The sequence below is a fragment of the Vibrio sp. B181a genome (assembly GCF_030248375.1).
GTDB classification, from domain to species: Bacteria; Pseudomonadota; Gammaproteobacteria; order Enterobacterales; family Vibrionaceae; genus Vibrio; species Vibrio campbellii.
Window position 1 is genome coordinate 1 of the sequence record NZ_JAHGAD010000010.1, and the last position, 22,165, is coordinate 22,165.

The following is a 22,165-nucleotide window of genomic DNA, read 5'->3' on the forward strand; positions in this document are numbered from 1 at the left end:
GCGATCATCAGTATCATTGTTTACGATCTCTTTCGCAGCGGTGTTCGAATGCTGTCTGATTATCTGAATAAGGAAAAAGGACAATGAACATATCACCAGAAGGATTTAAGCGTGCGGTCTACAACTCACCGTTTGGGGCGTTCGTTCTAGTTGGACCGCCGACATTCGAGCAGCTTCAAGAACGTAGGCTATTTGTTTTGCGGTTCGAGATAGCAATGAGCAAAGTCATATATGGTTAGAATGGATTGGGCATCGCCCCGACCGAAGGGAGTCACCGAGATATAAGGAGTTGCGAAGCGACGACGAGGCACCAAGCCGCCCACACAATTCAAGATAGCGTAACAACCAAATCGGCGCGGTTAGCAATCCAATCCTACTTGGGAGCCGCCGCCCTACTTTCCTGCTAAGCCTGCCTTGCAGAGCCTCACCACAACAGAGGCGCGCAAACCCACTGGAACACATCTGAACTATCAACGCCAAAGCTTTGCGAGTGCCGAGCAAGGCTTTCCCCTATTTATATTGATTTGGTTTGACTGCCGACCAGAGCGCGGAGCAAGTGAGGACGGGCTAGGACGATTGCGCGACGTGCGGCGGGAGGTCAAAACCCCCGTATCTGTATTACGGGGGTAAATTCCCCCACAACACGTTCTTTGGCTTACTACTGCCACAAAAAACGAGCTATCAAAGCTCGCTTATTTTTCAGTTTTCTTATGCGGCGGATTCAATCGCCCTGCACTTTATGTCAGTCCCTTGCTCTAGCTTTCGAGCAATAGCGATTGGGTCGTAGTTGTTCAGCGCTTCGAATCTTAGCAGTGGATGTAAATTCTTAAATGCGTTGTTCACGTAAATGTCACGCTCTTGGCGCTTTTGTTGACGATGTGAAGAATCATCTAACTCGATAACGGCCATGATCTTCGTGTTTTTATCCGTGATCACAAAGTCCATTCGTTTAGCCCAAGTCTTAGAGTTATCCTTGAAGTTAACAGGTTGGACTAATGCCATCATCGAAACTTGGCTATGAACTATATACTCAGGTGGCAACACATCTAGTAGAACCTGATAGAAGTTATTCTCAGTCTTAGTGCACAGGTAGTTTCTCTTCTTGTGTGGCACCATTTTTTTCTTACTTTCTTGGTCACCTAATTGTGCTCCTGGGCTCGAACCAACAAACGGTTCCACGTTACTTTTGCTAGTCTTCTTTTTTGTTTTTGTGAATAGGTAAACAATACAACCTATTGATAATACGATAATAAGTTCAAACACTTTTTAGTCCATTCTTGACGTTGATGATGAAGTGCGCATAGTAGCATATGTCCAGTTTCTAGAAGTGAGAACGCTGTATCGAAAATGCTATATTTTCTTAATCAGGAGATTATTGCTAATATATGTATATATATACAGTATTGGTAATTTTATGCTGATTAGATACGTAAAGAGCCACGTTGGCCACCTACTAGACTCTGACGGTTTGGACATATACGGGAAGCGCATCGACGTCCCCGCTTTACTTCGTGATGGTGAACATAAGTACAGTAAATTTCGAGGTATGATTAACGCTTTTGAGTGTGGATCTTTTCAGCGTGTTAAGTTGGTTGGTTTCACCGAATACAGTTTTGATGAAGGGAAAAATTGGATAAAGATTCCAGAGAATAACTATCTGATTGGTATACGGAAATTTGGTGAGTTCTATATAGTTCTTTTCAATGGAAAGCCTCGAGCTTTGCCTTATAGCCCACTGGCGCCAATCCGTTACTACAACAATATTTATCAGATTAGGTAGACTAGGCTCTTTAGCGCTGTAATTTTAGATAAAACAAAAAACCCGTATTTCTACGGGTTGATAGATTCTAAGGATTACGCACTCCCCATGCGTAGCCATCACCCACTGAAACGAAAATCTTACCCGTTAAGCCTCTGCGAATGAACGCTGATTCTATTTTACGCGCAAAATGATCTCTTACATCAGCAACTGAACTGCCATTGTGCAAACCTGCCACCGTTGTATTGGGGAGTTTCACGTCATTACCTCTGCTGCCTTTAATAGTTGTCGATAGCCCGAATGCGTCTAGTTCCGCATACGCAGCTTCATAGTCTTCCGAACTTGCATTCTTTAGATCAAATGAACATAGAACAAAATAACTCATTTACATCTCCAAAATAATGAGGACCCATAGTCCATACACTTAATGGGGGTATTTGGCCTGTATTCAAGGTGTTGAACATAAAATAATGGAATATTATTAGTATAAAAACGTTTGCAGTTCACCATACTGCAGATGTATATTCGATGGACTTGTATAATTAAGGAAAGGCTGATGAGAGTATGCTTTCTTACTATGAACGAAATTTTGACTATCTTGAACTAAAACTTGGTTGCATCCCTGCAACTCACAAGATCAATTTCTCTCTAGAAGAGCACATCGTCGAAAAGTTAGAAAAAGGTGCTGCGGAAAAAACAGCAGTTTATAAACTAAGAAATGACACTGCTGCGTTGCACCTGCACAAAGTCAAAGTTGATAAGAAAAGGCGCCTTTTGACTTGTTTGCTGCATTACACAGACAAGAATATCTCAGACCCCGCTTTCAAACACCTCCGTTCTGGTGCTGTACGTACAGCTAAAAAGGAAACGGGAGAAGGAATTGCAGTTTCGGCCCATTTGATTATTTTGCTAGAACCAATATTGACATCTAAAGACAACGCCCATTTATGTGTACTTGAGACAGTACCAGGCATTCCAAAATCACTATTGGAAAAGGCATTCAATGCCTACTTTAATGGTCTAATAAAAGGTAATGGTTGGGTTAAAAAGGGAACAAATAAAGCTGTACGACCAAGTTTTTCTTTTTCACATTTAGCTTGTGATAGTTTAACGAGTGGTCTTAAAACACGACGCTTAACAGGCGTTACCCTATTATCTAAATCACTAGATCAGAATGACGATTTCGATGAGGACGGCCTTTCTATTAAGGAAAGCCAAGTGAGTTTTGCAGTGGGTGAAAGTCTTACTCAAGAGCTTACAAAAACCATGTTACATAGTATTTCTAAGAAAGCTCGCGCTCGCGGCTATACGACTCTCAAGGTGCGCTATTACGATACCTATCAAGGAACTAAAACAGGAACATTTCACTCCTTGGATGAAGATACTATTGAAAGAGCAGCAGGGGTTTTTTCTAAACGTGGGCGTGTTTATGTTGAAGATAAAATAGAACAATGCCAAGACTTAATACACCATGAACTTAGTGTTAAGATGCAAAGATATTTATTAAAAGAAGGAGGTTTAGGCGATGCTGAAAGCGATACTGAAGAAGCTGTTGAAGCCTCTAAACTACCTGCGTATCAAACAGACACAGAAAACTTGTATTGATATCCATCTACCCGCCTTTGTGGGAGCTTTATTGTTAGGGTGTATTTATTGGAGCCCTGTCCCGATTAAGATTTTGGGTAGTGATGGACTAGTAACCTTGATTAATGGTTTGCTCCAGATGTTAGTTGGTTTTTTTGTAGCTTCTCTGGCAGCAGTTGCAACATTTAATCGAGAAGGCATGGATGAAATCATGGTTGGGAAAGCTCCAACCCTTAAAGGAGTTTCCGTTACCAGACGTCAATTTGTGTGTTACATGTTTGGCTATTTGGCGTTCATGAGTATTCTTGCCTATTTTTCTGGGGGAATTGTAAATTTAAGCATTGATGCAATAAGAGCCATAGTAGGAACCCAATTTCCGACATTTAGAGTTATTGGCTTGTATCTCTATTTAGTTGTCATTTGTAATATTGTATTTACTACGTTGCTTTCACTTTATTTTTTAACAGATAGAGTCGTTAGGGAAGACAACGAAAAACCTGTCCCGAAAGAGTTTTAAGTTAAAAGGGTCATTTAGACCCTTTTTTTACATCATCTTTTTAAGTGCTCGCGCGTACCTAAGGACTTGTCCAGCTGCTTCTAAGTCCGTTAACGCACCGATTTCCAGTAAGGCTATACCAGTAATTACTTGTTGTGCTGTAACAAGTTGCCCTGTAGGTAACTCCAACCTGTCATGGTGCATCTTAAAGTGTTCCCACTGCTCAGATGAACTAAGCTCCCTGCCCTTAGTCATTCTCATTAAGCGTTTGCACTCAGGTGGAATGGTTTTCCCCTTATCCCACTCTTTGACCGTCCTCACAGTTTTTAAACAAAGTTCAGCCGCTTGCTCGACGGTTAAACCGCATTCAAATTCACGAAAAATATAGTTTTTGGTCATTTCGTGATACTTCATTGAATTGCACCTCAAAAGAGGTGCATTTTATAAATAGTTGATATGCAACTGCATTAAACATAAGCAGATATAATGCGCACCAAGGGTGTAAGCCCAAAGCGATAATGTCCTAATATTTCCAAGTGAATATGTCCTATGTTTGCTTGGAGGTATTTAGGATGCTAGTTACGATGAACGACCATGAATTACAACGTTTCTCCATGGATGATCGCTGATGGTCTTTGGGTTCCACACTCTAAAAGCAAGCCCCGAGTTTACCAACCTCGTTACCGACGTGATTGTTTAGGCGAACTCATTCAAATTGATGGCTCTCACCATGATTGGTTTGAAGGACGCGCTAACAAATGTTGTTTACTGGTCTTCATTGATGATGCGACTGGCCGCCTGATGAACTTAAGGTTCAGCGAAACCGAATCGGCCTTTGATTACATGCTAACAACGAGAGAATATCTTAATGAACACGGCAAACCCGTGGCGTTCTACAGCGATAAGCATTCAATTTTTCGGGTGAATCAGGAAAAGCAAAAACAAGTCGGTCAAACTCAGTATGCCCGAGTATTAAAAGAGTTAGGTATTGAACTGATATGTGCGAACAGCTCTCAAGCTAAAGGTCGTGTTGAGCGAGTAAACTTGACGCTTCAAGACCGACTCATCAAAGAGATGCGCTTACAAGGAATCAACACTATCGAAGAAGCGAATGCTTGGCTTCCCTACTTCATTGCCGATTTCAATCGACGCTTTGCTAAGCCGGCAATGTATCCGAAAAACATGCATCGAAAAGTGCGCGAAACCCAACAGGAACTCGATGATATTTTCAGTTGGCAGGAAATACGTAAACTCTCTAAATCGCTGACATTTCAATATGACAAAGTGGTTTATCTCATTGAACCAAATGAAGAAAATACTCGCTTAGTCCACGAGCATATCAAAGTCTTAGACTATCCCAACGGAGACATTGCGATTGTGTATGGCCACAGAAAGTTGGCATTCAAAATTTTCGATAAGCTTGAGCATGTTCAACAAACCCAAATTGTCGACAACAAGCGATTAGGCCAAGTCCTAAAGTTTGCTCAACAGCAGCAAGAAGAATTCGAGCGACGACAGAAACGCACCAGGAGCAAAAAAGCCCCGAAACGCAGAGCGCAACAAAGAGCGCTTGAGGAACAACTAAGGGCAATAAACCCGGTTCTCATCACACCAGAAACCTTCAAAGCTTCTAACAGTAAAACCTAACTCACCTACTCTATTTATCTCATAAAGGGACATTTCTACTTGGGAGAAAAGAGGACATTTTAAAATGGGATTGACAAAAGGTGTAGGCGAAAAGTTGTGATGTCACTATTTACCAAAGTTAAAATGTCTCTTTAGTTTGTAGTCACTAAGCTTACAACCAGCTAATGATGCGTTTAAGATGCTAGTGACTATGAATGATTTTGATATCAATCGTTTTAAAGTAATCTGAGATGTTTACGATCGTAGGATCCGACGAGTCGACGCGGCAGACATCCTTGATTTGAGTGCTCGCCAAGTTCATAGGCTTATGAATCGCCTGAGAGAATTCGGTGTTGTAGGATTGATTCACCAAGCTCGAGGTAAGCCAAGAAATAACCGCTATCCCAATGACTATCGAGGGACTTTCACTTGGTCTTTTCAGATCATTTTCTTCCGCTTTTGATGCGCGCTTCAGGGGTATGAATGTCATCAGCAATAAGCCAACAGATCGACTGTTGGCTCGAGTTCTTGTGATTATTGACGTTTGGCCATGCTCGTAAAATATACAAACTTAGACAGCTTTCTTAAATCAGTGCTTTCGAACATCTTATTTGGTACCAAAGTTTTGTACATAGGCTCATTTGGATAAATATTATATAATGAACTCTTAATTCTATTATTCAAATCATTCTTTTCTTTTCTGTTTTTTTTGAGATTCTTGAAATAATTAAACTTAATGTTGCGCAATCCTAATTTAGCCAGTGAGTCTCTGAGGTTTTTTTTGAAGCTTCTAGATTTAGGAGCCTGAATGGTAAGACTTTTACTACAGAGCCTAAAATTCTTTCCGTGCGAATAAACAGGAATGTTCAATAAAGCTGGTGCAAGGTTTTTAATAACTTTCAATAGTAGTTTTGAGTCTCTTTTTACTATGCTTGGAATGCACTTTACTCTGTTTTCTATTTCAGGAAGTGAGAGTAAGTTAATTGAATAGCAGTAATAGTTCATCAGGTTTACTAAAGCAGTATCGGCACTTTTTCTATATTCGTTGTGGATCTTACAAAAATCATCCTTACTCAAGCTTTCAGTATCTAAGCCAAATCTGATACAGATAATTTCTGCTTTTTTGTATAGCCGATTACGAAAATCAACGTAATCATTAGGAGGTAAATAACTCTTAACCTCTTCTTTTATATACATCTTATCTAAAAAATCAGACAGGGAGTAATTGTCTTTTTCAAATTCCATTAATACTTCAATATCTCTAAATGGTTCTCCAAAATAGCCAAAGTCTACTAATGTATTACCATCTATATTTTCAAGCTCATTATGCACATTCGGAATACCAGAGTAAATCCATCCTAGATACCCGATCTTTCGAGTTAGAGGTTCCCAGTGTTTTATGAACCACTCGTTAGTGGACCAATCCATTTTATCGAGCTTAAGGCCAAGTTTACTCTCAATAATCTCTACTATCTCTAAATCCTTCTTCTTCGTGTTTGTTAAACCACTGTTACCCTCTCCATAAAGTAGTGATGGGGAGCAACCTGAAGATAAATAAGAGGACAATACTACTCTAGAATCCAATCCACCGGTCATACAGAGTGAGATATTGCTAAACTTTGAACTGATAATTTTTGCACTTTCCTTGCATAACTCAGAAACAGAATCTGCATATTCATCTATATGATTTGTGTTTAATGCATATAGTTTTTCTTCATGTACTATTATCTGTGGTTTTTTCATTCCTTTTTTAAAGTATAGATATTCAAATCCCTTTAACCTTAGAACAGAATTAAAAATTGTTTCATTATCTAGAATTCCGAATTGAAACACTGTCTCAATTAGAGCAAATTTGTTTATTTCAAGATTGTTGGAATATAAATTATTGACATCATTAAGGTTGTTGGATATTGCCCACGCTTCATCCGAGATGTTATAATAAACATCAAAGATATCATTCTTATCACAGAAGCAATATAACTCATTATTAAAGTCTATTGTTATGGAGTAATTACCTAGCAAACTTTCTTTTATCTTATTTATGTCTCTGTTATTTTTAAAATCGTGAAAAATTTTCTCTAATGCATTATTTTCATATTTCTTATGCACATAGCTACCAACTAAAAATATCACACCATCATCACACTTATAATAGTCATTGGTTTTAATATTCAACTTGTCATAAGAAATATAGTTGTAACCGTCTCTATAATTTTCCACATTAGAGGTAAAACCTGCTTTCTTAGAACTTTTGATGTTTTCTTTGAAATTATCATAGATATTGCTTATTAAAAACTTTGACATTTGTATAACCTATGTAAATAATGGATTTTCATCAGGCGAATGAATAATACCCATCCGATATTGGCATTTTATCTTTTGCTACCGTTTATGTCTAAACATATTAGTAAGAGCTTACATCAAAAGAGTCATCTTTCCAGGGGCGCTCATTCTAATGGATGATAACGCTTCTCCAGATATTTGAACGTTAGCAAACCAAAATGGTTTGTGCTTTTCCGCAAACACTTCACTTCTTGATAAGTTATCGTAGATTGCATACGCCCTAGCCTGTGCCAATGCGGCTCCATAGATGCTGCGTTCTAAGATCGGTTTGTTTTCTATGTCTTCTAGAATGGCAACTTTAATATGCTCTGCACTTTTCGGCCAGTTAAAGCTTTCCATAAGTCGTTTAGTGACCGCTGCTTCCATATCAACAATAACTTTAGGTAAGAACGCTGAATTAGGTCGAACGTCGGCACAAGCATAATACTCATCTTTTCTGTTCGTCTTTCTATAGTTCAGCATGACTTCAATAAGGGCATCTTCGAAAGTGTCTGTGAAATGATTAATCAGCACTATGCTTCCTAGGCTACGAAGTGTTCCAATTAGAACACCACAATCAGCATCTTGAACACCTGCCGATTCCAATCGCATTTTGGTAACGTTGGCAGTCAAGACCAGTTGTTGCCAAAACTTGGGAGTCAGGATCTTAGTATTACTGTCTGACCACCTCATTATTGTTCGTGCCATTAAGACTGGGAATAGCTTGCGGCAATTTTCAATTCCAAGACGACTAATCGCAACTCTTACATCTGAGCTGGTTTTAGCTGCACTTCCTCGCTCACTCAGTCTAGAGTTTTCAATCAGATCAATAATCGTTGAGTTTAGTTGGTGACTATCGCCGGCCAAGCCTGTCAGTTTTGAAAAGCTGAGTGATGGAGAATATGCAAACGATGCGAACAGTTCAAATGGGGGTATATTGCTCGATAATTTTTCAATTGGAAGTGTTTCAAGCTTCTTCATTAACATTCGATCGGCGACTTTCGATACATCGCTGATGACTTTATGAAGTGTTTTCTGTTTGTCTTCCACGATTTGGCGTTTTTCTTTTACTCGCTCTTGTTCACATATGAGAAGTATTCTTTGGTTGCGCGTGATTCTGTCTTCTTCACTAAAGATCACGTCGTCACAGTAACGCCCCTGTAAACTGAGGAGTTTATCCACTTGCGACTGATCCACTTGGTGGTTCATACTAGCTAGCCATTTTGCATGTCTAAGTTCGACTTCTTTCGATACTTTGGCTGCGATGTCCATTGCTTCTTGTGTATATTTTTTTTGCGTGAGCAACAAACTAATATTCCTAACGTTATTTTACTTTTCCGTCAGCAGTGTATCTATAAACACCAAAGCAGTAAATGGAATGTGATATTAATTCCACTTATAAATATATTCAAATTATCGAAATATGATTAGTGAATACTAGTTGCCCGTTGTTATGTGTAGTCGTATGTACTTTTCAGAGAATTTATAGCGATAACGTTTGCCAATTTTCACATTTGATTTGGTGAACTGGCATACGCGTTTATCACCACTGCTTTTTACCCTCTTGATCTTTGCACTTTTACCTTTGTGTTCCATTTCAATCATCAGGTCACAATACCCATGGTAACCATCAAATTCTCTATCAGTTTTCTTCTGTAACTCCGCTTTAATTTTTTTCGCCACGAGATTCGTCTCAGAATCATCAGCTGTAGCAACAGAAATCCCAAATAATAAATACAAAAACGTGACAGTGTATCGCATGAAGTTCCCTTTCGATTTCGTAAAAGTGAAACTCTAAAACACTGACTTTATTGAAATAAAAACGGGACGCAATTAATGCGTCCCGTCTAACACGAATAAGTAATTGATAGTTTGCTTAAGCGCGTTTTTTGCCTTTGGTTGACTTAAAACCTTGATGAGGAAAAACGTTCCTAATGCGTTGTTGAACTTTTTTCGGCACTTCTTTGGAGAAAGCTAAACGCATCCCAGTACGTTGATTGTAGACTTTCATCTCACCATCGAAAGGAGCATGCTCGGCGATGTCTTGCAGGTTGTGTTTAAAAGAAGGTGGTATATGACCTTTCACTTTCGATATGTGCCCTTTTTCGAACTTAACTTTTAGGACCGGTCTATCTACAGCGATAAGCCAAAAAATGACAACAGCAGCAATCAATATTACGTAAAGCATATGATTCTCCTTAGCTGGACAACAATTTACTCAAGTCTTCTTTCAACGATGATACCTTCATGCTCGCCTTCTCGCTTCGAGACGCTTCTGACAGCAAATACTCAATGGCATCGGATAGTGTGCAACCTAGCTCGTTTGCTCTGTTAGAGAGCTTTTCCCACACTCGATAGTCAAGATCTATGGATTTTTTCTTTGTGTGGACTTGCTCCGCATTGAAGTGACGTTTACGTTTTGCACGGATCGCTTGTTTCAGCTTGTTATCAAGCTCTTCTGACATGTGATTCTCAATCCAAGCAAGAACTTGAGTAGGTTCATGCTCGAGTTTACGAAGTTCAGCAATCGCAGCATCGGCTTCACTTGTATCGATGTATCGAGTAACGGCTTCACCATCTTTCCACTTTTTAATGAGATACTTCCATTTCCAACCACATTCTAAATTTTCAAGCTGCTGATATTTCATCCTTCTACCCTCAATGCACGTATGGTGACAGCGTAACCCAACTGTGCAGGTTCGGCAATTAAAACTCCTAAAAGTATCGATGTTGATCACTCATTTGTCGAAGGTTTAATCAACTGAATTTGCAGAATTTTTGGATTGGTCAAATTGTCGCTAGGGAGTTGATCGCCGTTTCGCTATAATGCCCCTAAGACTAAATTAAGATGAATTTGAATGAACCAAGTTAACTGGCAAGATGTCACCCCTTCTTTTGAACAGTACGAAGAGATTTTACGCAACGCCACTTCTCTCCCAGCAAAGCCTTTCATTGACCTTCAACCGAGGCTTGAAGCAACCACTGAGCGATTTACGCGTGTACAAGGATTAACTCGCATTTTATTGGTGAATTGCACTGATAATGCGATTTACCGAGGTTTCATTAGCGAAGTGTTGGAGGCTAAAACCTCAGCACCTGTTGTTGCAACAGAGTCACTCGATGCGAAAGAGCTGTTTGATCGCTACAGTGTGAACCAAGATGGTCAAGCGACGTTTGAATCTGGCTTACTTTCCAAAGCACATGGCGGCTATCTTGTTATTCCTGCGAACTTGGTGCTTGCGAATGCTGCACGCTGGCCAAACATCAAAGCTGCGGTTCAAGGTGGAAGCTTTGCTCCAATTAATCTTACTCCAAATCGAATTGCTTCATCGCCTTTTGCGCCGCAAGAATACAATGTAAAACTGATTATTACCGGTGACCGAAACCAGTTGGCTGAAATCGAGTATGTCGATGAAGACTTCTCTGCAGGTCTGACGATGTATACAGAGGTTGAAGAAGATATCCACCTATCTCAAGAAAACCTGAGGAATTACATTAGTTTGGTAAACTGGATTTGCCAGGAGTACCAGCATCCTGCATTGAGCAATGAAGCGTTCAGAAGATTAATTCTTGCAGGGATGCGTTACACAGAAGATCAACACTATCTACCGCTCGGTGTCATGTGGCACAACCAGCTATTAGGCCTTGCTAGCCAATATTCAAACTCATCGGTTATCGAATTCGACGATATTGATCAGGCTATTGATGATAAATATTACCGCGAGTCGTACCTACCACAGCGTGCAGTTGATGACATTCTTGATGGACAAGTGATCATTGAAACGACCGGCGAACAAGTAGGCCAAATTAACGGTCTTACTGTTATTGACATGGCTGGACATCCAGTCTCTTATGGTGAACCTGCGCGTATTTCTTGTGTCATTCACTTCGGTGATGGTGATATCTCAGATGTTGAGCGTAAAGCGGAGCTTGGTGGCAACCTGCACGCTAAAGGTATGATGATCATGCAAGCGTTTGTAAGCTCTGCTCTGAACCTGGATGAGCCTCTACCTTACTCTGCGTCAATTGTTTTTGAGCAATCATACAGTGAAGTAGATGGAGATAGCGCCTCTTTAGCGGAGCTTTGCTGTTTGGTAAGTGCCCTGTCTGAATCTCCCGTTAATCAGCAGATCGCAGTGACAGGCGCTGTAGACCAATTTGGTCGTGTGCAAGCCGTCGGTGGCTTGAATGAAAAGATCGAAGGTTTTTACCAAGTGTGTAAGCATCAAGGTTTCACAGGTGAGCAAGGCGTGATTATGCCGAAAACTAACCTAAAGCACCTTGCATTACATAAAGATGTCATAGAAAGCATTAAGAATGGTGAGTTCCACATTTGGTCTGTTTCTACTGTTGATGAAGCGATTCCTCTTCTGATGTCCAAACCATTCCGAGGTGAAGACGACAGCATTATCGGTAAGATAGCCGAACGTATTGAAAACTTTGAAAGACACGAGCATCCAGAAGGAATTGTGGAGCGCATCAAAAACTGGTTTGTCTAGTACTGATCGGAGTTGTTTAGCGTACACGTGTTCACTAAGATGCAGCTATCAAAAATTGGAGTAATTGATAATGCAAAACAAACGTGATTCATACACCCGTGAAGATCTTCTAGCTTCTAGCCAAGGCGAACTATGGCCACAAGGCCCTCAGCTACCAGCACCAAACATGTTGATGATGGACCGCATCACAAAAATGTCTGAGACTGAAGGTGATTTCGGTAAAGGTTTGATCCTAGCAGAATTGGACATTACTCCAGATCTTTGGTTCTTTGATTGTCACTTCCCTGGTGACCCAGTAATGCCTGGCTGTCTTGGCCTTGATGCAATGTGGCAACTTGTTGGCTTCTTCCTAGGCTGGGTTGGCGGTAAAGGCAAAGGACGCGCTCTAGGTGTTGGCGAAGTGAAGTTTACGGGGCAAATCCTACCAACAGCTAAAAAAGTGACTTACGAGATCCACATGAAGCGTGTTGTTAACCGTAAATTGGTAATGGGTCTAGCTGATGGCCGTGTATTTGTAGACGGCAAAGAAATCTACGTAGCAAAAGATCTAAAAGTAGGCTTGTTCCAAGACACCTCAAGCTTCTAATCTCCTACTCTGAAGTATTCAAGAAGGCTCCTTTCAAAGGGGCCTTTTTTAGTTTTGTATATACCCAAGTAACCTCGAGATGCTAGGTTCAGCGAGAATGACTTGGTTTGTAGACGCGGCGGCGATTTAAAGATCTAGTGGGTCTAAATCAAGAATCGACAACAAAGTATACAAGCCAAGACAGCTCGCCCTTTGGGAGCGTGTCATTGACTCGACTTCTGCGTCAAACAACTTGGAAAGAGCTGGCTATTACGCTGCGTTGTTTTTCCTTGACCTCGAATCAATGACAACGCTCTGAATCCTGCATCTTGAAGTCACTTGGGTATAGCTACTTACAAATGCAGAAAAGGCTCTTAACGAGCCTTTTCAAATCCTTCTGTTTGTATGTGGAGAGTTTATTTGTAGAGACCAGATTGTTTTTCATCTCTGGCATCACGCCAACCACCTAACCAATACGACCGAGCGTCAATCTGTTGATACGGACAAGCCTCTTGAGACCTTCCATTCAACCCAGCTTTGTAGCCTTGAGATTGAGCTCGTTCTAGGCGATCACGCTTTTGTCTCTTCATAGTTAATTCCTCATACAGGTCCATTTACAAACGTACTACTGTTTTTGTGAAACTTTAGTGGAGTTTTTATGACTCCACTTACAAGAATCGATCAAATTACGCATTTTCTCAAGGCATAAAAAAAGCAGAGGCTCATTTCTGTGAGCCTCTGCTTGATTTAAAAATTACTGACTATTTTCTACGGAACCCGAAGAAGCCCAGCATGGTCAAAGCCAACCAACCAAGACCGGCACCTTGACGTTCGGCAGATTCCTCTTCAACGCTTCGCTTCTGAATATCTGCAGAAGTCGCACCAGCGATAGGCATAAGCTTAACTGCAACGATTTTTTCTGTCCCATCACACGACGCGTTATGTTGCGTACTCTTATAGCCGCCTTCACACTTCATCGCGGTTGCCGAGATAACGCCAGCATCATTGATGTCTGTAGCATTGATGATACGGAATGCGTTGTTGTCCGCTGAATAATCACCACCGTTCGTTAGGTTATCCAAGAACCATGGTTTACCTTCAAACAAGTCTGTCGCACGCTGGCTCACCTCTTCACCTGTTTTAGTATAAGGGTAAATAAAGCCGCGTTTGCGACGAGGCTTACCTTCTTCTTCACGGGTAGTCTCGGCATCTAGTTGACCAACAATCTCATTGTAAGAGTTAATAGCGCCCATATGACCGCCTGCACCACTAAAGAAGATGTCGGTTGTTGGGTAGAACGCACTAACAGAATCTGCAGTGACATCGTCTACGATAAACAAACGGTTTGGCGCAGAACCTGTTGGCATTAGGTAAGCGCCAGAGCGCTTCGCTTCACCGATTGCAACAAAGTTAGAGTTCACATCCGTTAAACGAGAGTTACTATGAACAGTGTCGCCATCGATGCGTTGTTGTGCACCATTAACTTGTTTATTTTCCCAAGTAACTCCTGCGACTGAACCTTCCGTCTTCAAGCTACCAACAAAAACTGTCGCATTCATGTAATTGTCATCTTTATAGGTGTTGTAACCAACACCATAGACGGTTGTCCCATCTTCAACGACACCACGCATGCTACCTTGGGCTAAACGCTCACCATCTTTTGCCGCGCCGCTCTGCCAATCAACCTGACTTACCGTGCCAGTTGCATCCCAAATCGCAGCTTTTGAAGTGTGGTGTGTGCCGTTATCGTTTGATGCTTTTTCAGAAATACTGCCTACCGTAAATGTCCCATCGGTGCGCCATGCTCTGCTCCCGACAACGACCGCCTCTTCATCGCTTGGAATAATCGTTGGAAGCACCGGAGCAACAACCGTATTTCTTGTTTCTAATTCAGCAGAATCTGTATCGCTTACGACACTTTGATTACCAACTGGTTGGCCGTCTTCAGTTAGGCTATTGATAATATTGTTGTACTTGTTTTCATAAGCACTTGGGTCATTCTCGACAAATGCGAGTGCGTTTGTTGTAAAGTCTTTACCTAGCTCTTTACCCCAAGGTTGCCAATGAATAGATGCCCAAGATTCACATGTTGAGTAACGACGCTCGTTGTAACAGTAGCGCTCAAAATCGTCGTACTCTTGCACATAATAAAAACCGGAGTCCATTGCAAAAGGCACTTCTTCACGGTAACTCACACCATCTACAGCTTCGCCTGCTGAAATTGGGGTTGTACGAGTTTCCAGTGCCAATTTGAATTGTTCGGTTGTACACCCTGCTGCTGAATCAAAACAACCATGGACAAATGGTGAACCAGTACCAACATTCTGGACATCACCTTGCTGGATAGCAACGCCGTAGGCAGTTTCGTAATTAACGATGTCACCATTTGATTCTGGCTCTACTTCAACCACTTGATACAATGCTGCATTGGCATTCATTGCTGTACCAACCATCATCGCGACGGCGGTTAGTTTGAATTTATTACTACAATTCATGGAATTCTTAACTGTCCTGTTGCATTGCTTCGAGTTCTTCCCATCTCTCGAACGCGATTTCCAACTCCTGCTCTACAGCAGCGAGCTGTTCCAATACCGGTTGAGTCTGTTCTACAGATTTAGTGAAAAACTCTGGGTCATTCACTTGTTCTTGCAGAGTCTCAATATCCGACTCTAATTGTTCTAGTTTAGCTGGAAGAGCCTCTAATTCTCTTTGCAGCTTATACGATAACTTCTTCGAATTGTTCTTAGGTTGCGTAGTTTTGGGAGTTTCCTCAACCACTTTCTCTTTCTTCGCTGCTTTTTCAACCTGACCACGCGAAGCAAGAACTTGATCACGCTGCTGTTTTGCATCGTGATAACCACCAACGAACTCTTCGATTACGCCGTTACCTTCAAAAATCCAACTGGTCGTTACTGTGTTATCTACAAACTCACGGTCGTGGCTCACTAACAGTAACGTACCCTGATAATTGGCAAGCATTTCTTCTAAAAGTTCCAACGTTTCGATGTCCAAATCGTTGGTTGGTTCGTCCAGAATAAGCAAGTTGTTAGGTTTCAATAAGATACGAGCCAACAACAAACGGTTTTTTTCACCGCCTGATAACGCTTTAACTGGCGTACGAGCACGTTTTGGTGCGAACAAGAAATCTTGCAGGTAGCTCAATGCATGACGCTGACGACCGCCAACCATCACTTCTTGCTTACCATCCGCTAAGTTATCGATAACCGTTTTTTCAGGATCGAGGATTTCACGGTACTGGTCGAAGTAAGCCACTTCAAGTTTTGTACCGCAATGTAGACGACCACCTTGTGTCTCTAACTGGCCTAGTAGCAACTTGAGAACCGTACTTTTACCACAGCCATTAGGGCCAATAAGTGCGATTCGATCACCGCGCATGATGTTGAAGCTGAAGTCATCCACGATCTTTTTGCCTTCAAAAGCAAAAGAGACGTTCTCTGCTTCAAAGACGATCTTGCCTGAACGGGATGCATCATCGATATTAAGTTTAACTTTACCTTGAACTTCACGGCGGTCACGACGTTCTTCACGCAGCTTTTTAAGAGCACGAACGCGACCTTCGTTACGTGTACGACGCGCTTTAATACCCTGACGAATCCATACTTCTTCCTGAGCTAGCTTTTTGTCGAACTCTGCATTTTGCATCTCTTCAACACGAAGCATCTCTTCTTTGTCATTCAAGTATTGGTCATAGTTGCCAGGGAAAGAAGCCAATTGACCGCGATCTAAGTCAACGATACGTGTTGCCATCGACTTGATGAACGCACGATCGTGAGAAATAAAGATGATGGAACCTTTGAAATCTTTTAGGAAGTTCTCTAGCCATTCGATGGTGGTCACATCAAGGTGGTTAGTCGGTTCATCGAGAAGCAATACATCGGGGTCACAAACAAGTGCACGAGCCAGAGCTGCCTTACGTTGCCAACCACCAGATAAGTCCGTCAGTTTGGTTTCTGGGTCTAGCTTTAACGCCCCAAGTACGTTCTTAACGCGGTCATCAAAGCGCCAAGCATTAAGGTGATCCAGCTGTTCTTGAATCTTAGCAAGTCGGTTGATGTTCTTTTCACTTGGGTCTTGAGCTACAAGATCGAGAAGATCATGATAGATCTTTAACTGTTCGCCGATTTCAGCCAAACCACCAGATACGTATTCGTAAACCGTACCCTCTTGATTGCGCGGTGGATCTTGTTCAAGTCGAGAAACAACTACGTCTTGAGTGATTTGAATCTTGCCATCGTCCAACAAAATGTCGCCGGCAAGCACTTTCATTAACGTGGACTTACCTGCACCGTTACGACCAACTAAACAAACGCGTTCGTTTTCTTGAAGAGCGAACTCCGCTTTATCTAGCAATGGGTGATCACCAAATGCAAGTTGCGCGTTATGAATGGTAAGTAATGCCATTATTATCCAACCAATGTGTGAGTTGTTCTAAGTCAAACGGCCAGTTCAACTCAGAGTCTTGATATTTTAATACGGGGATCGTGACGCCGTAACGAGAAAAGAGAACATCGTCGAACGCTATGTCGACGATGTGAGTTTGTTCGGCGAGACCAATCTGACCAACGAGGTCAAACGCCATCTCGCAGAGATGGCATCCTTCTGTGCTGTAAAGTGTTAGCACGTTCAACATCCTTTTACTGTTCCGTCTCTATTCTGCGTGCGTAACCAGCCAGCAGTTGTGAATCTGTTTGTTACGAGAGAAATCCAATGGCAGAGTTTGAGAAGAAATGTTCTGCGCTTTTAAGCCCAGTTCTGCAAGCCCTGCTTCGTCCATCTTGAAGTGACGTTTGTTGTTCGAGAAAACAATCGTACCGCCAGCACGCAACAGGCGCTTAAGGTTTGTCATTAGCTTAATGTGGTCGCGTTGCACGTCGAACGACGTTTCCATTCGCTTAGAGTTAGAGAATGTCGGTGGATCAATAAAGATAAGATCGTATTCACCTTTTGCGTTCTCAAGCCACTGTAGACAGTCAGCTTGCTCAAAACGATGCTGGCGACCCACGCAGCCATTTAGCTGCATGTTGTCTTTCGCCCAGTTCAGGTAAGTGTTAGACATGTCTACCGTGGTTGTAGAACGCGCACCACCAACTGCAGCGTGCACTGTCGCACTACCAGTGTAAGCAAACAAGTTAAGGAAATCTTTACCCTGAGCCATTTCACCAAGGCGACGACGAGTGATCTTATGATCCAAGAACAAGCCCGTGTCTAGGTAGTCATGCAGGTTTACGATCAGTTTCACGCCATACTCGTTCACTTCAAGCGTCTCTGAAACTTGACCTAGTTTTTGGTACTGACTACGGCCTTTCTGCTTCTCACGAACTTTAAGTACAACTTTGTTCGCTTCTACGCCCGTTACCTGAATCGTTGCACGGATAATGTCCGTCAAACGACGCTTAGCTTTTTCTTCAGGAATATTCTTAGGTGCCGCGTATTCCTGAATCACGATTTGATCGCCATAAACGTCGATAGCCACGTTGTATTCTGGAAGGTCCGCATCGTAGATACGGTAACAGTCTAGCTTCTCTTTACGCGCCCACTTGCCAATCTTGCCGATATTTTTCTTCAAACGGTTTGAGAAGTCAGGTGCGATCTGAACATTAGTGTCCGCGCCTTTCACTTCATCAGCGCTGCGCTCTGCAATGCTGTAGTTCTTTTGGTGACACGGTAACGCACCGTTATTCAATTTAAACTGTTTGTCTGCACGCATACGAAGACAGCTTAGTAGCTCGTCTGAACTAGAGAAGATAGACGCTTTACAACCGCCAAACTCAGCTTTTAGCTGGCCACCAAATGCTGTGTATAGCGCAATCAAACCAGGCTCAGTACCAAGACGCTCACCATAAGGAGGGTTAGAAACGATAACGCCTGCTTCGAAGCCAGCCGGACGAGTGATGGTTGCCGCGTCACCTTGTGCAAAAGTAATCAACTCTTCAACACCAGCTCTACGAGCATTGTCTTGAGCAACCTTCAGTACTTTCGGGTCGTTGTCGAAGCCGAAAAACTTAGCGTCAACTTTTTTGACGCCGCGTCGAGCCTGTACATTTGCTTCTGATTTAATCTCAGCCCAAAGCTCAGGTTCAAAATCTTCTAGCGCTTCAAAGCCCCACTGTTTGCGCTTAACGCCAGGTGCCATGTTCGCTGCCATCATTACTGCTTCAATCAGCAACGTACCAGAACCACACATTGGGTCTAGAAGTGGTTGAGAGCCATCCCAGCCACAACGCATGATAATAGCGGCTGCGAGTGTTTCACGTAGTGGAGCTCGACCAGATTCTGGGCGGTAGCCACGTTGATGAAGACCACTACCCACCATGTCCACACCAAGAATTGCTTTATCTTTGTGTAGACGGACGTGAACACGGATATCGGGACGCTCTTTGCTGATATTTGGACGAGGAAGTCCCTTCTTCTCAAAGCAGTCTACGATGCCATCTTTTACTTTCATTGCACCATATTGGCTGTTGCGGATTTCGCGGTTAGTACCGTTAAAGTCAACAACAAAGCGCTTTGAGCTATGGAATTGGTTTACCCAGTTGATTGCAGACGTTGACAGGTAAAGGTCCATGTCGTCGTTACAGGTAAACTCCGATAAAACACGTACAAATCGAGACGCCAAACGGCTCCACAAACAGCAACGGTAAATTTGTTCATTCGTCGCCTTAAATTTAACGCCTGCCTGTACTGGCTTGGCGTTTTCAATGCCTAGTTTAGTCAGCTCTTCTGCAAGCAAGTTTTCCATGCCGTTTGAAGTTACCGCGAGATATTGATTCATAGTGTTCTTTCGTCGATAAAAAATGGCTTTGATTATACCTGACTTTACGATCAATGCCTCGTTTTTAAAGGCTTTTTCGCTTTATTAGCGCAAACAGTCACCAATCTCACCAACTGAAAGTCAGATCACATCACCTTCATAAACAGAATACGTCTCCTTATCACCTTCTCGTAAAAATGCGGCCTGTGGTGAAAGTAAATACTTATTCACCGTTAAATTGGTATATACCAAGCGTGCTTTTGGTGTGTAATTTACTTACAAAAACTACATATAGGGGAATAAAAGATGAAATATCAAGCGTCTCGTTGCCTAATTTAAGGAAAAGCTAAATTGAAAAAATTGGAATAAAAGTGAGCTGCTTCATATATGAGATACGAAATCCCCTCACCTAGGGGTGAGTTTTGGGTGCGTACTAGGAGAGATTTGGAACAATTTTAGGCAAAAAAAATCGACCTAATGCGGTCGATTAATGCAAACAAAGGAACGAAAATAAAGAAAAAATCAAAATGAAACTAACCCACCATCGCCATCGGTGCCATCATGAATAAGTGATTAGCACACACCATGCGATCATGCATTACTTTAATCGGTTGTCCAAACTGGAGCGTTTTGTTGCCGTCTAGCAGGAATTCTTCCTGTCCAACATAAGCACACAGGCTTGATGTTTCACCAGGCTCTAGGACGACGAACACACCCTCTGAATATCGGTTTGTTAGGAAGACCATGTCCCCTTCTTCTGGCTCGTGCCCATCACATTGGGCATCGAAGAACCAGCTCTTAGGCTGGACGGGCTTATGAAAGCGTTTCGCGGCTACGCAATAAAGCGTAAGTTCGGCTTGACGGTATTCGTTGATGTCGAGACAACGGATTCGTTCGTTGTACGTTTGGAACGCGCTTGCGTCATCAACGGTGAATTCATTGTCTGAGAAGGCACAATTGACCAACAGCTTACGGCATAGATTGGTTTGGAAAATCATCTCCTCCCCTAAATCCAGCATTAGGCAAGCTTTCTGCTCGTCAAAATACCAATTCCATTTGTCGCTGGGTTTAAGCATTATTCCGTTCTCTTGTGACTAGTTAAACAGTAATAAGAGGTAAGACGCTTAATTACCTACTCATGATTTTTAAATTTTACAAACGAACGGACAAAAAAAAAGAGGAAACGAATTCCTCTTTTTTTAGTAACAAGCGTCGATTTCTCAACGATTTAGCGATTGTTCTTATAGATTTTTAACAATATCGCGTACGAGACCTGGGCCGTGGTAGATGAAACCTGTATAAACTTGAACAAGTTGAGCGCCAGCCATCATTTTCTCTTTCGCAGCAACGTAAGAGTCAACACCACCGACACCAATGATCGGAAGCTTATCGCCAAGTTCATGGTGAAGTTTACGAACAACCTCTGTTGAACGAGATTGAACCGGACGTCCACTTAGACCACCCGCTTCATTTGCATGTTTCATACCTTCAACGACTGTACGATCCAACGTTGTGTTTGTCGCAATTACGCCGTCGATATTGTTCTTAATTAGAGACTCACAAATCTGGCTGATTTCGTCATCGCTCAAATCCGGTGCAATTTTTAGCGCAAGTGGTACGTACTTACCGTGTTTCTCTGCAAGTTCAGCTTGTTTCGCTTTGAGTTCAGATAGCAGTTCATCTAGCGCTTCACCGTACTGAAGCGAACGAAGTCCTGGTGTATTTGGTGACGAAATGTTCACGGCGATGTAACCGGCGTACTCGTACACCTTTTCCATACAAATCAGGTAGTCCTCTGCCCCGTTCTCAATTGGTGTGTCTTTATTCTTACCAATATTGATACCAAGAACGCAGTTGTATTTTGCCTTTTTCACATTCTCAACCAGATGATCCACACCTAGGTTGTTAAAGCCCATACGGTTGATGATACCTTCCGCTTCAACTAGGCGAAACAAGCGAGGCTTGTCGTTACCAGCCTGTGGACGAGGTGTAACAGTACCAACTTCGACAAAACCAAAGCCCATAGCGTCAAACGCTTCGATACATTCGCCGTTTTTGTCCAAACCTGCAGCAAGACCCACTGGGTTACGGAATGTAAGTCCCATGCATTCTACTGGACGATTTGGCAATTGTTGACGATAGAAAAGATCGAGAGGAGTGCCGTTAAAGCGTTGGAAGTTTTTGATTGCAAGATCATGTGCCTTTTCGGCATCAAGTTGGAAAAAGCCAGTTCTGGCTAGACGGTAAAGCATTGTGCCTCCGAAAGAAAAAAGCCCCGTGTAAACGGGTCAATATTATTTACTGTTTTTCAATGCAATTCAATGAAAATGAGTGAATTCAGCAAAATAGTACGTCTCATTTTAGTTTTGCTCATAAAAACAGTCGATTAGCGAACTATTCTCTGTACAAAATTGCTAGCTTTTTCTTTAAAAGCAAACGATTTCATGCCATAAAAACTTAAATGCTGAGTTACAGCGTCACTATTTGTGGGTAGTTATAATGATTTGAACATAAAAAAGCCCCGCGATTGCGAGGCTTTTGC

19 protein-coding genes and 1 pseudogene are annotated in these 22,165 nt (G+C 42.1%); 5 read left to right on the forward strand and 15 right to left on the reverse strand.

Features of this window, described 5'->3' with window-relative positions; translation table 11 throughout:
• Positions 1–708 precede the first annotated feature (708 nt).
• Positions 709–1,179 (reverse strand): DUF2726 domain-containing protein, encoded by a 471-nt coding sequence (locus tag KIO97_RS05330; protein WP_285381378.1) that lies wholly within the window; start codon positions 1,177–1,179, stop codon positions 709–711.
• Between the two features lie 668 nt (positions 1,180–1,847).
• Positions 1,848–2,144: a hypothetical protein gene (locus KIO97_RS05335; RefSeq protein WP_285381380.1), complete on the reverse strand. Its 297-nt coding sequence runs from the start codon at positions 2,142–2,144 to the stop codon at positions 1,848–1,850.
• Between the two features lie 179 nt (positions 2,145–2,323).
• Here KIO97_RS05335 and KIO97_RS05340 point away from each other — a divergent pair, with 179 nt between their 5' ends.
• On the forward strand, positions 2,324–3,364 hold the full coding sequence (locus tag KIO97_RS05340) for a hypothetical protein (RefSeq protein WP_285381382.1): 1,041 nt from the start codon (positions 2,324–2,326) through the stop codon (positions 3,362–3,364).
• A 118-nt stretch (positions 3,365–3,482) separates the two neighbouring features.
• Complete coding sequence (locus tag KIO97_RS05345) at positions 3,483–3,860, forward strand: hypothetical protein (protein ID WP_373417314.1); 378 nt, start codon at positions 3,483–3,485, stop codon at positions 3,858–3,860.
• Positions 3,861–3,887: 27 nt separating this feature from the next.
• Here KIO97_RS05345 and KIO97_RS05350 read toward each other — a convergent pair whose 3' ends face one another.
• Complete coding sequence (locus KIO97_RS05350; protein ID WP_285381386.1) at positions 3,888–4,253, reverse strand: regulator; 366 nt, start codon at positions 4,251–4,253, stop codon at positions 3,888–3,890.
• Positions 4,254–4,445: 192 nt separating this feature from the next.
• Between KIO97_RS05350 and KIO97_RS05355 the strand changes: the two are divergent.
• Positions 4,446–5,486, forward strand: a pseudogene (locus tag KIO97_RS05355) (ISNCY family transposase); the annotation flags it as partial.
• 513 nt (positions 5,487–5,999) lie between these two features.
• Here the strand turns inward: KIO97_RS05355 and KIO97_RS05365 are convergent.
• From KIO97_RS05365 to matP, 5 genes are all read right to left on the reverse strand, one after another.
• The gene (locus tag KIO97_RS05365; RefSeq protein ID WP_285381388.1) at positions 6,000–7,769 is read right to left on the reverse strand and encodes a hypothetical protein; all 1,770 of its coding nucleotides are present in this window, start codon (positions 7,767–7,769) and stop codon (positions 6,000–6,002) included.
• Between the two features lie 111 nt (positions 7,770–7,880).
• Positions 7,881–9,095 (reverse strand): HDOD domain-containing protein, encoded by a 1,215-nt coding sequence (locus KIO97_RS05370; protein ID WP_285381389.1) that lies wholly within the window; start codon positions 9,093–9,095, stop codon positions 7,881–7,883.
• A gap of 129 nt (positions 9,096–9,224) precedes the next feature.
• On the reverse strand, positions 9,225–9,548 hold the full coding sequence (locus KIO97_RS05375) for a hypothetical protein (protein WP_285381390.1): 324 nt from the start codon (positions 9,546–9,548) through the stop codon (positions 9,225–9,227).
• Positions 9,549–9,663: 115 nt separating this feature from the next.
• Complete coding sequence (locus tag KIO97_RS05380; protein ID WP_005429845.1) at positions 9,664–9,975, reverse strand: DUF3634 family protein; 312 nt, start codon at positions 9,973–9,975, stop codon at positions 9,664–9,666.
• A 10-nt stretch (positions 9,976–9,985) separates the two neighbouring features.
• Positions 9,986–10,435, reverse strand: coding sequence for a macrodomain Ter protein MatP (gene matP, locus KIO97_RS05385; RefSeq protein ID WP_005429851.1), 450 nt, complete (start codon positions 10,433–10,435; stop codon positions 9,986–9,988).
• Between the two features lie 210 nt (positions 10,436–10,645).
• Here matP and KIO97_RS05390 point away from each other — a divergent pair, with 210 nt between their 5' ends.
• Entirely contained in the window at positions 10,646–12,286 is a 1,641-nt protein-coding gene (locus KIO97_RS05390) for a Lon protease family protein (RefSeq protein WP_047479524.1), read from the forward strand.
• A gap of 70 nt (positions 12,287–12,356) precedes the next feature.
• A complete protein-coding gene (fabA, locus tag KIO97_RS05395; RefSeq protein ID WP_285381394.1) occupies positions 12,357–12,872 on the forward strand; it encodes a bifunctional 3-hydroxydecanoyl-ACP dehydratase/trans-2-decenoyl-ACP isomerase in 516 nt (171 codons plus the stop codon).
• A 395-nt stretch (positions 12,873–13,267) separates the two neighbouring features.
• Here the strand turns inward: fabA and rmf are convergent, their stop codons facing one another.
• The 7 genes from rmf to pyrD form a co-directional block, all read right to left on the reverse strand.
• On the reverse strand, positions 13,268–13,441 hold the full coding sequence (rmf, locus tag KIO97_RS05400; protein ID WP_005532367.1) for a ribosome modulation factor: 174 nt from the start codon (positions 13,439–13,441) through the stop codon (positions 13,268–13,270).
• Positions 13,442–13,612: 171 nt separating this feature from the next.
• Entirely contained in the window at positions 13,613–15,346 is a 1,734-nt protein-coding gene (locus KIO97_RS05405) for a DUF3466 family protein (RefSeq protein WP_285381396.1), read from the reverse strand.
• Positions 15,347–15,353: 7 nt separating this feature from the next.
• Positions 15,354–17,273, reverse strand: coding sequence for an ABC transporter ATP-binding protein (locus KIO97_RS05410; RefSeq protein ID WP_285381398.1), 1,920 nt, complete (start codon positions 17,271–17,273; stop codon positions 15,354–15,356).
• Positions 17,251–17,502, reverse strand: coding sequence for a glutaredoxin family protein (locus tag KIO97_RS05415; protein ID WP_012128011.1), 252 nt, complete (start codon positions 17,500–17,502; stop codon positions 17,251–17,253). Before KIO97_RS05415 ends, KIO97_RS05410 begins: the two co-directional genes overlap by 23 nt.
• A gap of 18 nt (positions 17,503–17,520) precedes the next feature.
• On the reverse strand, positions 17,521–19,644 hold the full coding sequence (gene rlmKL, locus KIO97_RS05420) for a bifunctional 23S rRNA (guanine(2069)-N(7))-methyltransferase RlmK/23S rRNA (guanine(2445)-N(2))-methyltransferase RlmL (protein ID WP_285381400.1): 2,124 nt from the start codon (positions 19,642–19,644) through the stop codon (positions 17,521–17,523).
• Positions 19,645–20,156: 512 nt separating this feature from the next.
• Positions 20,157–20,699: a cell division protein ZapC gene (locus KIO97_RS05425; protein ID WP_005426674.1), complete on the reverse strand. Its 543-nt coding sequence runs from the start codon at positions 20,697–20,699 to the stop codon at positions 20,157–20,159.
• A gap of 165 nt (positions 20,700–20,864) precedes the next feature.
• The gene (gene pyrD, locus KIO97_RS05430; RefSeq protein ID WP_285381402.1) at positions 20,865–21,875 is read right to left on the reverse strand and encodes a quinone-dependent dihydroorotate dehydrogenase; all 1,011 of its coding nucleotides are present in this window, start codon (positions 21,873–21,875) and stop codon (positions 20,865–20,867) included.
• Positions 21,876–22,165 lie beyond the last annotated feature (290 nt).